The 14388-nt window shown below is 63.0% G+C and carries 13 protein-coding genes; 9 read left to right on the top strand and 4 right to left on the bottom strand.

The features are described from left to right. Positions 1–125 precede the first annotated feature (125 nt). A complete protein-coding gene (gene lepB / locus RMN73_RS05780) occupies positions 126–917 on the bottom strand; it encodes a signal peptidase I (protein ID WP_405051538.1) in 792 nt (263 codons plus the stop codon). A 108-nt stretch (positions 918–1025) separates the two neighbouring features. Here lepB and pgi point away from each other — a divergent pair, with 108 nt between their 5' ends. The 5 genes from pgi to RMN73_RS05755 all read left to right on the top strand — a co-directional run bounded on the left by pgi (position 1026) and on the right by RMN73_RS05755 (position 8487). Beyond that, positions 1026–2540, top strand: a complete 1515-nt coding sequence (gene pgi / locus RMN73_RS05775; protein WP_309602366.1) for a glucose-6-phosphate isomerase — start codon at positions 1026–1028, stop codon at positions 2538–2540. Continuing rightward, positions 2534–3880 (top strand): glutathione-disulfide reductase, encoded by a 1347-nt coding sequence (gorA, locus tag RMN73_RS05770; RefSeq protein ID WP_309602371.1) that lies wholly within the window; start codon positions 2534–2536, stop codon positions 3878–3880. Before pgi ends, gorA begins: the two co-directional genes overlap by 7 nt. Next, complete coding sequence (locus RMN73_RS05765) at positions 3877–5472, top strand: NAD(P)/FAD-dependent oxidoreductase (RefSeq protein WP_309602365.1); 1596 nt, start codon at positions 3877–3879, stop codon at positions 5470–5472. Before gorA ends, RMN73_RS05765 begins: the two co-directional genes overlap by 4 nt. Beyond that, a complete protein-coding gene (locus RMN73_RS05760) occupies positions 5469–6674 on the top strand; it encodes a CoA transferase (RefSeq protein ID WP_309602364.1) in 1206 nt (401 codons plus the stop codon). Before RMN73_RS05765 ends, RMN73_RS05760 begins: the two co-directional genes overlap by 4 nt. Positions 6675–6735: 61 nt before the next feature. Next, positions 6736–8487 carry a TIR domain-containing protein gene (locus tag RMN73_RS05755; protein WP_309602363.1) on the top strand — a complete coding sequence of 584 codons (1752 nt, stop codon included), beginning with the start codon at positions 6736–6738 and terminating at the stop codon, positions 8485–8487. On the opposite strand, the gene RMN73_RS05750 is transcribed toward RMN73_RS05755, so the two are convergent. Together RMN73_RS05750 and RMN73_RS05745 are read right to left on the bottom strand one after the other, a co-directional pair. Beyond that, positions 8484–9206, bottom strand: coding sequence for a hypothetical protein (locus tag RMN73_RS05750; RefSeq protein WP_309602362.1), 723 nt, complete (start codon positions 9204–9206; stop codon positions 8484–8486). The genes RMN73_RS05755 and RMN73_RS05750 overlap by 4 nt on opposite strands. Next, positions 9203–10429 (bottom strand): toxic anion resistance protein, encoded by a 1227-nt coding sequence (locus tag RMN73_RS05745; protein ID WP_309602361.1) that lies wholly within the window; start codon positions 10427–10429, stop codon positions 9203–9205. Before RMN73_RS05745 ends, RMN73_RS05750 begins: the two co-directional genes overlap by 4 nt. A 177-nt stretch (positions 10430–10606) precedes the next feature. Between RMN73_RS05745 and RMN73_RS05740 the strand changes: the two genes are divergently transcribed. From RMN73_RS05740 to RMN73_RS05730, 3 genes are read left to right on the top strand one after another with little or no spacing between them, the layout of a single operon-like run. Then, entirely contained in the window at positions 10607–11950 is a 1344-nt protein-coding gene (locus RMN73_RS05740) for a pilus assembly protein TadG-related protein (protein WP_309602360.1), read from the top strand. Next, positions 11950–12435, top strand: coding sequence for a pilus assembly protein (locus tag RMN73_RS05735; RefSeq protein ID WP_309602359.1), 486 nt, complete (start codon positions 11950–11952; stop codon positions 12433–12435). The genes RMN73_RS05740 and RMN73_RS05735 overlap by 1 nt, the downstream gene beginning before the upstream one ends. Continuing rightward, positions 12432–12836 (top strand): pilus assembly protein, encoded by a 405-nt coding sequence (locus RMN73_RS05730; RefSeq protein WP_309602358.1) that lies wholly within the window; start codon positions 12432–12434, stop codon positions 12834–12836. The genes RMN73_RS05735 and RMN73_RS05730 overlap by 4 nt, the downstream gene beginning before the upstream one ends. Positions 12837–12842: 6 nt before the next feature. Here RMN73_RS05730 and RMN73_RS05725 read toward each other — a convergent pair whose 3' ends face one another. Next, the gene (locus tag RMN73_RS05725) at positions 12843–13607 is read right to left on the bottom strand and encodes an enoyl-CoA hydratase-related protein (RefSeq protein WP_309602357.1); all 765 of its coding nucleotides are present in this window, start codon (positions 13605–13607) and stop codon (positions 12843–12845) included. Between the two features lie 92 nt (positions 13608–13699). On the opposite strand from RMN73_RS05725, the gene fsa reads away from it, so the two are divergent. Further along, positions 13700–14353 (top strand): fructose-6-phosphate aldolase, encoded by a 654-nt coding sequence (gene fsa / locus RMN73_RS05720; protein WP_309602356.1) that lies wholly within the window; start codon positions 13700–13702, stop codon positions 14351–14353. Positions 14354–14388: the final 35 nt, after the last annotated feature.

Raw genomic sequence — 14388 nt, 5'->3', positions numbered from 1 at the left:
GCCAAGGAATTCGAGGCGTTCGTAGGTGGTTCGGCTGGCGCTGCCGTGAGTCAGCGCTTGCTCGTAGAGCGCGATATTGACCGGTGCATGGCCGAGTGCTTTGGTCAGGAAGGGTCGAAGATCACTCATGGCTGGTAGCTGGTCCCGATCCGGTCGAAGCGCAAGGCGCTGATCCATGTCCACGGCTGCCAATAGGATGCGCTGCCATCGGTCGACCAGAAGGCGAAGGCGGCGCGACCGACCAGTCGATCGACCGGAACCAGCCCGATTCCGCCTTCATCGAGCGTGAAGCGGCTGTCGAGGCTGTCGTCGCGATTGTCGCCCATCAGGAACAACTGACCTTTGGGGACGATGATTGTTGCGCGATCGTCGCCGGGGCCGCCGCTGACCTGGTCGAAAGTGAGATAGGAGCGGCCACCGGGCAGTGTCTCGCGAACAGCGGGATAGTCGCAGGTGCCGCGCGATTGCTGCAGATAGGCGCCGGGGGCGGATCGGCACGGACTGTTGGGGCTGATGCGCAACGCCACCTTGCCAAGCGACTGGCGGGCAAGCGCCTTACCGTTAAGGAAGACCTTGCCGCCACTGACTGAGACGCTGTCGCCGGGCAAGCCGATGACCCGCTTGACCCAATCGGCCCCGACCGCGTCGGGGCGCTTGAAGATCACCACATCGCCACGATCGGGCAGGCGGCCCAGCACGCGGCCGTCGAACGCCGGGATTTGCAGCGGGAAGCTGTAACGCGAAAAGCCGTAGGGCCATTTGGAAACGAACAGATAGTCGCCGATCGCCATCGACGGCAGCATCGACCCCGAGGGAATGCTGAACGGCGCGACGACGAAGCTGCGCAACGCCCAGGCGAGGATGGCAAGCATCAGCAGTGCGCGAATCGGTCCGCCACGGCGCGCGCGGGGAAGCATTTCGGGGTCGGAAAGGGGGGTATCGGGCATCGGCGGCCTTCTTTCGGGCCATGCGCGCAAGGTCAAGAAGGGATAGTATTTGCGCCGCGCCGTTCTAAGAGGGCGGCGATGACCTCCGCACCTTCAAGTAGCGACCCGTGGGCCGCGATCGACGGCCATGACGTGGCCCGGCTCAATGATTTGTTCGACGGCGATTCCGAGCGGCTGAAACGCCTGTCGTTCGACGTCGGCGGAATTCATTTCGACTGGTCGAAGACGCATCTCGACCCCGATCTGATCGCCAAATTCGACGCGCTGGCGGAGGCGAAGGGGTTCGCCGCCAAACGCGATGCCTTATTCTCGGGCGCCATCGTCAATGTCAGCGAGGGCCGGCCCGCAACGCATGTCGCCGAGCGCGGGCAGGGCTCGCCGGAGGACGTCGCCAAGGCCGCCGCGCTCCACCAGCGGATGCGATCGATGGTCGATGCGATCGAGGCCGGGGCGTTCGGTGACGTGCATGGCCTGATCCACATCGGCATCGGCGGATCGGCGCTCGGACCGGAATTATTGCTCGATGCCTTGGGCCGCGACGTCGGCAATTACGGGGTCAGCGTGCTGAGCAACATCGACGGCCAGGCGGTCGATGACGCGACCGACCCGCACGATCCAGAATCGACGATCATCGTCGCGGTGTCGAAGACCTTCACCACTGCCGAGACTTTGATGAACACCCGCGCGGCAATTGCGTGGATGCAGGAAGCGGGGGTCGAGGATCCCTATGGCCGGGTGATTGCGGTCACCGCCAATCCCGAGGAAGCGATCAAGTTCGGGATCGACGAAACCCGCATCCTGCCGTTCAGCGAGGGCGTCGGCGGGCGCTATTCGATGTGGTCATCGGTCGGATTTTCGGTCGCGCTGGCATTGGGCTGGGAGGCGTTCGAGCAATTGCTCGAAGGTGCGGGCGAGATGGACCGCCACTTCCGCCTGACCGAACCCGCCGCCAACGTGCCGATGATCGCGGCGTTTGCCGACCTGACCTACAGCCAGCGGCTCAAGTGCAAGACGCGCGCCGTGTTCGCTTATGACGAGCGGCTGCGGTTGCTGCCGTCGTACTTGCAGCAGCTGGAGATGGAATCGAACGGCAAGTCGGTTACCGCCGAAGGCGAGCCGCTCGACCGGCCGAGCGCGATGATCGCGTGGGGCGGAACGGGGACCGACGCGCAGCATGCGGTGTTCCAGTTGCTCCACCAGGGGACGCATTTGCTGCCGGTCGAATTTGTCGGTGTGATCGAGGCGGAGGATAGCCAGGACCCGGCGCATCACCGCGCGCTGCTGCTCAATGCGTTCGCGCAGGGTGCGGCACTGATGGCAGGCGACAAATCCGAAGATCCATACAAGAATTTCCCCGGCAACCGGCCGTCGTCAACGATCCTGCTGGAGTGGCTCGACCCGCGAACATTAGGGGCACTAATCGCATTTTACGAGCATCGGACATTCGTTCAGGGAATTTTGCTGGGCATCAATTCGTTCGACCAGTTCGGGGTCGAGCTGGGCAAGAGGCTGGCGCGAGAGCTGGATGATCCCGAGCATCGCGAGAAATTCGATGTCTCGACCCGCGCCTTGATCGAGAAAGCTGGATTATGAAGCACGACTTTGACTTGATCGTGATCGGCGCCGGATCGGGCGGGGTGCGCGCGGCGCGGGTGGCGGCCGCGCATGGCGCGAAAGTGGCAATCATCGAGGAATATAAGGTCGGCGGGACCTGCGTGATCCGTGGCTGCGTGCCCAAGAAATTGCTGATCTATGGCGCGCATTTCGCCGAGGACCTCAACGACGCGGCGATGTTCGGGTGGGACATTCCGGGATGCACCTTCAACTGGCCGGTGCTGCGCGACAATGTGCTGGCCGAGGTTGGTCGGTTGGAGGCGATTTATACCCAGACTTTGGCCAATCATGAAGTGACGATCTTCCACGAGCGCGGGGAATTGGCGGGGCCGAACGAGGTGCGGTTGGCGTCGGGCGAAGTGCGCAGCGCGCGGATCATCCTCGTCGCGACGGGCGCGCGGCCGATGTTGCCGCCTGTATCCGGAGTGGAGCATGCGATCACCTCGAACGAAGTGTTCCACCTCGAGCGGCTGCCCAAGCGGATCGTGATTGCCGGCGGCGGTTATATCGCCAATGAGTTCGCTGGCATTTTCCACCAGTTCGGAAGCCATGTGACGGTCGTCAATCGTAGCGACACCATCCTGCGCGGTTATGACGAGCAATTGCGCGACCGCTTGCTGCAGATCAGCCTGGCAAAGGGGATCGACTTCAAGTTCAATTCGACCTTCAATTCGATTGAAAAAGCCGAGGACGGAACGCTCAAGATCGACATGGGGGGATGCGACGACCTGGAGGCGGACGAAGTTTTGTTCGCGATCGGGCGCAAGCCGAATGTCGACGGGCTCGGGCTCGACGCGGCCGGCGTTGCACTGGGCGACAAGGGCCAGATCAAGGTCGACGACGACAATCGCACCAACGTGCCGTCAATCTATGCGGTGGGCGATGTCACCGACCGAATCCAGCTGACCCCGGTTGCGATCCGCGAGGGGCAGGCATTTGCCGACAGCGTGTTCGGGGACAAGCCGACGCGGGTCGATTATGCCAATGTGCCGCACGCGGTATTCAGCCACCCGCCGATCGCCAGCGTCGGCCTGACCGAGGGTCAAGCAAAGAATAAATTGGGGTCGGTACGGACGTTTACCTCGGACTTCCGGCCGATGAAGAATGTTCTCGCCGGGCGCAACGAAAGGTCGCTCTACAAGATCATCGTCGACGAGACGACCGATGTTATCGTCGGGTTGCACATGATCGGCCCCGATGCGCCCGAAATTCTCCAGGCGGCGGCGATTGCGGTCAAGGCCAAGCTGACCAAGGCGGACTTTGACGCAACCTTCGCGCTGCACCCGACGATGGCCGAAGAACTGGTGTTGATGAAATGACCGACGCGATCATCATCGGCGGCGGTCATAATGGGCTGACCTGCGCTTATTACCTCGCCAAGCGCGGCCTGAAGGTCACCATCCTCGAGGCAGCCGACAAGGTCGGCGGGGCGGCGGTGACCGACGAATTCCACCCGGGATTCCGCAATTCGGCAGCGAGCTACACCGTGTCGCTGCTCCAGCCCAAGGTGATCCGCGAGATGGAACTTGAGCGGCACGGCCTGAAGGTGGTGCTGCGCAAGAAGGACAATTTCCTGCCCGGGCCGAACGGGACCTATTTGCTGACCGGGCGCGATGGGCGGACCCGGGCTGACATTGCGCGGCATGTCGCGGCCGATGGCGCGGGCTATGATCGTTACAATGCCGAGCTTGAGACGGTCGTCCGGCTGGTCAAGAAATGGATTTTGAAGGCACCTCCCGGCGCAGGCGCTGGAGTCCGCGGGCTTCCGGCGCTGGCAGCGCTGGGCAAGGATCTGATCGGGCTCAAGACGTCCGAAGTGCGCACGTTGCACGAGTTTGCGACCAAGAGCGAAGGCGATATCCTCGACCGCTTTTTCGAAGGCGACATGGCCAAGGCCTTGTTCGCGTTCGACGGCATCGTCGGTAATTTCGCCAGTCCGTACACGCCGGGCACGGCCTACGTCCTGCTCCACCATTTGTTCGGCGAGGCGGCGGGGGTGGCCGGCGCGTGGGGCCATGCCATCGGCGGGATGGGGGCGATCACGCAGGCGATGGCCAAAGCCTGCCGCGAGGCCGGGGTGGACATTGTCCTCAATTCCCCAGTGACCGAAGTGATCGTCGAGAAAGGCCGCGCGGTCGGGGTGGCGGCGGCGGGCAAGACGTGGCGCGCGCCGCAGATCGTCGCCAACGTCAACCCGAAATTGTTGTTCGACAAGCTGGTGCCGGCAGGTGCCGTGACCCGCGACATCGAGCAGCATTTCGCCCATTGGGGCTGCGAAAGCGCGACCTTCCGGATGAACGTGGCGCTCGACGCCTTGCCCAATTTCACGGCGCGGCCAGGGCGCGGCGAGCATCTGACTGCGGGGATCATCTTTGCTCCGTCGATGGATTATATGCACCGGGCCTATGCCGATGCGGCGCTCAACGGCTGGTCGGAAAAGCCGGTGGTCGAGATGCTGATCCCATCGACGCTCGACCCGACGCTGGCGCCCAAAGGCAAGCATGTCGCGAGCCTGTTCTGCCAGCATTTCCGCTTCAAATTGCCCGATGGCCGCCAGTGGGATGACGAGCGCGAAGCGGCAGCGGATGCGATTATCGCGACGGTCGACGCGCAGGCACCGGGGTTCGCCAAGTCGATCATTGCGCGACAGATTCACTCGCCGCTCGATCTCGAACGGCGGTTCGGGCTGATCGGCGGCGACATTTTCCACGGCAAGATGGGTAATGACCAATTGTTCAGTGCGCGGCCGATGATCGGCCATGCCGATTATCGAATGCCGCTGCCCGGACTGTATCTGTGCGGATCAGGTGCGCATCCGGGCGGCGGGGTGACCGGCGCGCCGGGGCATAATGCTGCGGCAGCGATCTTGGCGGATGCCAAGGGCTGGGCGCCGTGGCGGAAACGGGCGTGAAGCCACTCGCCGGGATCCGGGTGCTCGATCTTTCGCGCGTCCTTGCCGGGCCGTGGGCGACGCAGACGCTGGCCGATCTTGGCGCCGAAGTGATCAAGGTCGAACAGCCGGGATCGGGCGATGACACGCGGCATTGGGGGCCGCCGTGGCATGAGGCTGGCGATGAGCGCGTGGCGGCATATTATGTGGCGGCCAATCGCGGGAAGCGGTCGGTCGCGGTTGATTTTTCGACGCCCGAGGGCGCGGCTCTGGTGCGCAAGATGGCGGGCGATGCCGATGTGCTGGTCGAGAATTTTCGCGTCGGGGGGCTAAAGAAGTTCGGGCTCGATTCGGTGACGCTTCGTGCTGCCAATCCGCGGCTGATCTACGCGTCGATCACCGGGTTCGGGCAGGACGGGCCATATGCGGCGCGCGCGGGATACGATTACATCATCCAGGCGATGGGTGGGCTGATGAGCCTGACCGGCTTGCCCGATGGCGAACCCGGCGGCGGACCAATGCGGGTCGGGGTGGCGGTCGCTGACCTGTTCACGGGGATGTACACCGCCAACGCGATCCTCGCAGCGCTTCACCGGCGGGCGACGACCGGCGAGGGAGCAACGATCGACATGGCGTTGTTCGACACGCAATTGGCGATGCTCGCGAACCAGGCGTCGAACGCGATCGTCAGCGGCAAGGACCCCGGCCGGCAAGGTGCGGGGCATCCCAATATCGTGCCGTACCAGCCGTTCGAAGCGGCGGATCAGCCGATCATCATCGCGGTCGGCAACGACCGCCAGTTTGCCAAGCTGGCGGCGCTGCTAGGGCGCGGGCAATGGGCCGAAGATGCGGACTATGCGACCAATGCGGCGCGGGTGGCGAACCGCGAGCTGCTGGTGCCGATGATCGCCGCAATCATCGTCGCGCGGCCCGCCGCCGACTGGCTGGCGATGCTCGACGAAGCGGGGATTCCGGCGGGGCCGATCAATGGGGTGACAAAGGCGCTGGCCGACCCGCAGGCGGTGCATCGCGGAGTGCGGATTCGTGCGGGCGGCGGACAGTTGGGCAATGTCGAGATGGTCGGGTCGCCTATCCGGATCGACGGCGAGCGGCAGGATGCTGCCTTACCGCCGCCGGGGCTGGGCGAGCATCGCGAGGCGTTGCTCGAATGGGTGAGCGCCGACGAACTGGCGCGACTGCGCGGGACCGGGGTGATCGGTTGAGTTAATTTCTTGTTCCTCGCATTGCTTTGTCGCATACCGCCCGGGCTTCGGGGGGAACCGGTTGGCCAAAATATTCCTCAGTTACGCGCGTGAAGATGCCGCCGCGGCCAAGCAACTGGCCGAAGCGATCACGCACGCCGGGCACCAGGTGTGGTGGGACCGACAGATCGAAGGCGGATCGCGCTTCTCGACTGAGATTGACCGCGAGCTCAAGGCCAGTGACGCGGTGGTCGTGATCTGGTCGAAGGCGTCGATCGAATCGCCTTGGGTGCAGGATGAGGCAGCGGAAGGGCGCGACAGCGGTCGGCTGGTGCCGGTGATCTATGGCGCGGACAAGCCGCCGCTCGGCTTTCGCCAGTTCCAGTCGATCGACTTCAACGGCTGGGACGGGGAGAGCACGCCGCCAGCGCTGGGCGCCTTGATGCGCGCCATTGCCCAGAAGGGCGGGGAACCGGAAGCGGCGGCGGAAGACAAGACCGAGGAGCCAGCAGCGGCCAAGCGCCAGTCAATCTGCGTCCTGCCGTTCCAAAACATGAGCGGCGATCCCGAGCAGGAATATTTCAGCGACGGCATCACCGAGGATATTATCACCGATTTGTCCAAGGTTTCGGCGCTGTCGGTGGTGGCGCGCAACACCGCTTTTACCTTCAAGGGCCAGTCGATCGACGTAAAGGAGGTCGCGCAACGGCTCGGCGTCGACCATGTCCTCGAAGGCAGCGTGCGCAAGGCCGGTAACCGGGTGCGGATCACGGCGCAGCTGATCGACGGCAAGGCGGGGGACCATCATTGGGCGGATCGATATGATCGCGACCTGACTGACATTTTCGCCATCCAGGACGAAATTTCGAAGGCAATCGTCGCGGCGCTGCGGGTCAAGCTGCTCCCGGCCGAGAAAAAGGCGATCGAACATCGCGGGACGTCGAGCGTCGAGGCCTATAACCTTTATCTGCTGGCGCGGCAGCAACTGGTCGGCGGGTCGTTCGGTAATCCGCGGCGCGAGGAGACGATCGTCCGCATCTGCCAGCAGGCGACGGTGATCGATCCCGAATATGCCGAGGCATGGGCGCTGATGGCGTTCGCGCAGTCGGAGCTGCGCTTCTGGCACGGCAAGGACGCTGACCCGCTGCTGGCGATCGAGAAGGCGTCGGCGCTCCGCCCCGATATGCCCGAAGTACGCTGCGTTCGGGCGCGCTATCTAGAGAATGAGGGCAAGCAGGAGGAAGCCGACCGCGAGATCGGGCTGGCGCTGAAGGCCAATCCCGAATCATGGGAGGTCAACCGCGAGGCAGCGCGGATGAATTTCCGGGCAGGGCGGATCGCGGAGGCGGTGCCCTATTTCGAAAAAGCCGGCTCGCTGATGGAAAGCGACTGGCACAATCCATCGATGCTGACGACTTGCTACTCCGCGCTTGGTGACGAGACGCGGCTGCGCGAGGTGTCGCAACTGGTGCTGGATCGGGTGCAATTGGCGTTGGCGCATGATCCGACCAACGGCGCGGCGATTTCGGTCGGGGTCGGGGCACTTGCGGTCCTTGGCGAACCCGAGCGGGCGAAGGAGTGGATAGAGCGCGGTTTGTTGCTCGATCCGGACAATTTGTCGATGCGCTACAATCTGGCGTGTGCGCTGATCACGGGGTTCGGCGAACCGGATAAGGCGCTGGATATCCTCGAACCGTTTTTCCAACGGGTCACCAGCAGCACGCACGTCCGCCATCTTGGGGCCGATCCCGATCTAAACCAGCTGAGGGAGATGCCGCGCTTTCTGGAAATGCTGGCGCAGACCAAGCAAAGGCTCGGCATCGCCGACGCCTAGAGCGCGTCGTCCTTGTAGCGGCTCTGGATGAAGCGGCCCTGCGTCTCGAACGCGGCGACATCGCCGCGCGCCAGCGATTGCGAGATGTCGCCGAGCGCTTCGCGGCCGGCGGCAAGCGCTTCGGTCAGTCGTTGGTCGACGGTCTTGCCCTCGCCATCGGCCTCTGTCCGGTATGCGGTGGGAACGTGGAGGTAGCGGTCGATCAGGCCGGGTAAATGGATGCTGAGCAAGCGCCGCGCATCCTGCGCCTCGGGCATCGTATCGCCGAGCCGGACGAGCGATTCGCGCAGCGGCGGGAGCGCCTGGCCGATGCGGTCGATTTCGGCCTGCGCGGGGGCGGGCAGGCCGCGGCGGGCGCGGAACATATAGCTGTCGAACTTGTCGACCATCTCGCCATTGGACGCATCGGTCGGGATCTTGGGTGCGGTCGCGGTTCCGACCACGCCGCCGAAGAAGATCAATCCGAATGCGGCGATCGCGATGCCGACCGCAACGACGAAGCCGATAATCCCGATCGGACTGATCAGGCCGAGCGCGAGTGCGCCGATGATGATTGCCAGCGCGACAATGGTGGCCCTGGTGAAGGCCCGGCCATAACCGCCGAGACGCCGCTCGCGCTCACGCTTGCGGGCATCGCCGCTCGCACCCTGACGTTCGTCGACCCGGGCCATCACCCGATCGGCGCGCGCCATGGTCGCATCGAACTTGTCGAGGTTCATTTGCTGTCGAGCGCCTCGAACGGCGACGAAGTATTCTCGAGCCGGCCCTGGGCGACACCCTCGGCGCGCGCGATATAGCCCTTTGACTTGGCGACTTCGCTGCCGAGCGTTTCGACCGTCTGCTTCATATTGGCCAATGCGGTGAGCTTGAACGCGTCAATCGAATCCATCGTGTCATAGATATTCTGGAACGCGCGCTGGAGGGTTTCGAGCGGGATGGTCGAGCTTGACGCCTGCTCGTGGATCGCGCCCGACTGGGTCTTCAATAGCTCGCCGGTGGTGTCGATCATGTTGGCGGTCGTCGTGTTGAGCGCGCCAATCTGTTCGAGCACGAGCCGCTGGTTGGACATGGCCGAGGCGACGGTGACGGCAGTGCGCAGCGCCGAGACGGTGGTGGTCGAGGCGCGGTCGACGCCCTTCACCAGCTCGACATTATTCTTTTTGACCAGGTCGAGCGCGAGATAGCCCTGCACGGTGACCGCCATCTGGGTGAGCAGATCGGTGGTCCGCTGGCGGGTGTAGAACAATGCCGTCTCGCGGATCGCCTTGGCCTTGGCCGGATCGGTCGCGTCGAGCTGGTTGGCCTTGTCCTCCAGCGTGCGGTCGAGCGTCTTCGAGATGTGGATCATCTGCTCGAGCTTGTGCATCGTCTTCCACAACCCGCCGCGCTCGGTATCGATCGCGGCATTGTCCATCAGCAATTCGTCCTTGCCGTTGGCCAGCCGCCCGAGGATCGCCGAGATATGCGTCTGCGAGCTGCGGTACTTGTCGAAGTAATTGTTCACCTTGTTGCCGAACGGGATGATGCCGAGGAACTTGCGGGTGGTCATGCCCTTGCCGGCTTCCTTGGGGTCGAGCCCCTCGACCGTGCGGCGCAGCTCGGTCAGGTCGGCGCCGATCCCGGTATCGCTGTCGATCGCCTTCACCGGACGGTCGAGGAAGCGGTTTGATGCGCCGGCGGCCTCGGCGATTTCCTTGCGACCCATCGCGGTCAGTTGATCGACCTTCTTGCCGAAGTCGGGGCTGTTGCTGTCGAGCGCGGCGAGTTCGTCGACGAACTTGGCGACCTTGTCGTCGAGCTGGCTGGTCTCGTCGGCCTTCAGCGGCACCAGCCCGGATGCTTCGTGGACCGGGATGGCCTGCAACGCGTCGGGCGCTTCAAGCTTGATCTTGGTCGCGGTCGGGATGTCGACCGTTGTTTCAGTGGTGGGCTCAAGTGCCATGATAGTGCCTTTCGTGACCTTGTGATTTGCGCCCAGCCTGAACGTGGCTGGACCTGCACGCAAGATGTTCCGCTGTATTATAGTAGCAATACGCAGTGGCATCAAGATGGGACGATCGCGTGGTTAACCCGCCGTCCACCATTTCAACGAACGCTTTGCTCACCCTGTATTGGCTAGATGGCCGCCTGGTTCGCTCCACAGAACGAGGAATTCATGCGCAATTCGCTGACGAAAATCTGGCAAGACAAGCGCGGCAACGCGATGATCATTGCGGCTGCGGCACTGCCGCTGCTGATCGGATCGGCCGGATTGGCGACCGACACCATCCAATGGGCATTGTGGAAGCGCCAGTTGCAGCGCGCGGCGGATTCGGCAGCGATTGCCGGGGTTTACGAGCGCGCCGCAGCGGAAAGCGCAACCAGCGGTGTGCCTGATGCAGTAACCAAGGATCTGGGCTTTAACCAGCATACCGGGATGACCCTGCAATCCGGTTATCCGGCAATCACCTATCCGGCTGATTCGGGGAGCAGCAAAAATCAGGTCAGGGTCGTGCTCGCGGTCAAGCGGCCACTGGCGTTCAGCGCGATGTTCATGGCCAACGCACCGCTGATCAGGACCACCGCGCAGGCCGCGACGGTCGGATCGGTTGGCGAATTCTGCGTGCTCAGCCTGCAGAACAATAGCAAGACGGGGATCCAGGCGACGGGCAATGCCTCGATCACCATGGATTGCGGGATGATGACCAATTCGACCTCGACCAACGCGGCCGCAGGTCAGGGTAGCTCAAGCGTCACCGCCACGACACTGGCTGCTGCGGGCGGGATCCAGCAATCGTCGAACTGGCGCGTTGACAGCTACCAGCCTTATTCGCCCAAGCTGGAGGATCCGTACGCGAGTCTGGCCCCCGATTCGAGCGACTTCGCAAGCTGTGCGAGTTCACCACCGTCGTTGTCGATCAACGGCGGCAATAGCGGTCTCGTGGTGGCCGGCGGCGCTTGTTATTCCTCGCTCAGCATCGGGTCTAACCGGACGCTGACGCTCAAAGACGGGACGTACATCATCAGCGGCGGCAGCGTGAATATCCAAGGTACGCTCAACCTCACCAATGCGGTGCTTTTGCTGACCAACAAGGATAGCGGGACGACCCAGACGATCGGCTCACTTGACATGAATGCGAGCGGGCAGATCAACGCGACGGCGCCGACCACGGGCAAATGGAAGGGGATGGCGATTTATCAGGATCGCCGTGCGGTCGACAATGCGCCGACCGGCAACATCACTTCGAGCAGCCCCAACAAGATCAACGGCAATTCGACCAACAAGATCACCGGCGTGATCTACTTTCCCAACCAGCAGCTGACCTATGACGGCAATGGTACCGGCTCTGCCACCTGCACCCAGTTCGTCGCCAAGCGGATTTACTGGTCGGGCAATAGCGGCCTGAACAATTTCACCGCCAATTGCGATCTGGCCGGGATCACCGCCATCACCACGACGCTCCGCGTTCGGCTGGTGTCGTAATGAAGCGCCTTATTACCCTCATCCGCGACCAACGTGGCGCGGCGATGATCGAACTGGCGTTCGTAGCGCCGGTGATCGCGCTGATGACGGTCGGCGTGGTCGATCTGTCGAACGGCTTCGGCACCAAATTGCGGGTCGAACAAGCCGCCCAGCGATCGATCGAGAAGGTCATGCAGACCACCGGCGTGCTGACCGTCGAGAACACCATCGCGGCCGAAGCGGTTTGCCAGTATAATGGCACCAATGCCGATGGCAGCTGCAAGACATCACCGCTGACCACCGCCAACGTCACCGTGACCCACCGGCTGGAATGTGACAATGTCGTCAGCGCAGCTGCCGATTGCACGGGAACGCAGAAAGAATCGCGCTGGATACAGGTGGTCGTCGCGACCACCTACACACCGATGTTTCCGCTGCATTTTTCCGGGATCGATGCCAACGGCAAATATAATATTCAGTCGACCGCCGGGATGAGGACTCAATGATGCGCCTGCTTGCCAATCTTCGGCGCGACAAACGCGGTGCCGCCGTCATCGAAATGGCGTTCGCCTTGCCGGCGCTGATCATCATGATGTGGGTGATCATCCAGCTCGGCCTGGTATTTCGCGCAATGTCGGGCATTCAGCATGGGCTGGGCGAAGGCGCTCGCTATGCGACGCTGTTCCCCAAGCCGAGCGATGCATCGATCAAGACCAAGATTTCGGACACGGTATACGGCATCGGACCAGGCAGCTTCACCATTCCAACTCCGACCTCGGGCGTTGCCGATGGCGCCAATTACCTCGATTTGAAGGTCACCTACACGCAGCAGACCGACTTGCTGCTGCTGCGCGGACCGAGGATCACGGTGAGTCGTTCCAAGCGCGTGTGGGTCGCCACCAGCTAGACTGGTTCAGGCGGTAGCTTGCGCCTTGGCGGCGAAGAATGCGGCAATCGCCTGCTTGACCTCGTCGGAGGCCAGCCGCTCGCCAAAGTGGCCATTTTCAAGCTCCATCTGGTCGAGGATTTCGCTTGTGTCTTCGCGGCGCAGCAGCGCCTGAGTCTGGCGTAGCGCTTCGGCGGGCTTGGCGAGCAGATTGGCGACGATTTTGTCGAACGTGGCGGTAAGCTGGCCGGTTGGCGCAATGTGGCTGACCAGCCCGAATTCGGCGGCGTCCTCGGCCGAAAACGGCTCTCCCAGCAGGATATAGCGCGCGGCGCGGCGGCGACCGGCCATCCGCGGCAGGATCAGCGAGCTCGCCGCCTCCGGCACCAATCCGAGATCGACGAATGGCATTTTGAAACGCGAGCCCTGCTCGGCGATCACCAAGTCGCAGTGGAACAGCATCGTCGTGCCAATCCCGACCGCATTGCCATGCACTGCAGCGACGATCGGTACCCGGTTATTGGCCAAGGCGCGAAGGAAGCGCCAGACGGGGATGTCGGTTGTTCCCGGCGCAGGCATTTCCTTGAGGAAGTCATAGAGATCGTTGCCGGCGGTAAAGTCCTCGCCTTCGCCCTCGATCGTGATGACGCGGATGGCGGGATCATTCGCCGCGCCCTCAACCGCATCGGCCAGCGCGGCATACATGGCGACGGTGATCGCGTTGCGCTGTTTGGGGCGGGACAGGGTGATCGCCAGCTGGCCAGTGGCGCGACGGTCGACAGTCACGGTCATTATTCGCGTTCCTTTGGCCCGAATCGGATGACCTTATTGGGCGCAACCGCTATCAAGTGGCAAATCCCCCAAAAACCGTAAGGACGCGCCCGATGAAATTCTTCGCCGACACTGCCGAGATCGCCGATATCCGCGAACTGGCCGACGCGGGCCTGCTCGACGGGGTTACTACCAATCCGTCGCTGATCAAGAAATCGGGCCGCGATTTCATCGAGGTAGTGACCGAGATTGCCGGCGTGGTGTCGGGCCCGGTGTCGGCCGAGGTCGTCGCCACCGAGCATAAGGCGATGATGAAGGAAGCCGAAAAGCTGCGGAAAATCGCCACCAATATCGTCATCAAGGTGCCGCTGACTCCCGACGGCCTCAAGACCTGCAAGGCGCTGACCGGCGAGGGGACGATGGTCAACGTGACGCTGTGCTTTTCCGCCAACCAGGCGTTGCTCGCGGGCAAGGCGGGGGCGAGCTTCATTTCGCCATTCGTTGGCCGGCTCGATGACATCGGGCAGAGCGGGATGGAGCTGATTTCCGACATTCGCCAAATCTATGACAATTATGATTTCCCGACCGAAATCCTGGTCGCCAGCGTGCGCAACCCGATCCACGTGCTCGACGCGGCGAAATTGGGCGCCGATGTGATGACCGCGCCGCCGGCAGTGATCTGGTCGTTGTTCAAGCATCCGCTGACCGACGCCGGGCTGGAAAGCTTCCTCAAGGATTGGGCGGCGACCGGGCAAAAGATCGCGTAGGACGGAATCTTAACCCTGTTGGCCTAGGCAATGAC

It is taken from the genome of Sphingomonas sp., from assembly GCF_031372575.1.
Classification (GTDB): Bacteria; Pseudomonadota; Alphaproteobacteria; order Sphingomonadales; family Sphingomonadaceae; genus Sphingomicrobium.
Note: the sequence above shows the minus strand (reverse complement) of the source record. Positions and strands in the feature narration are given on the sequence as shown.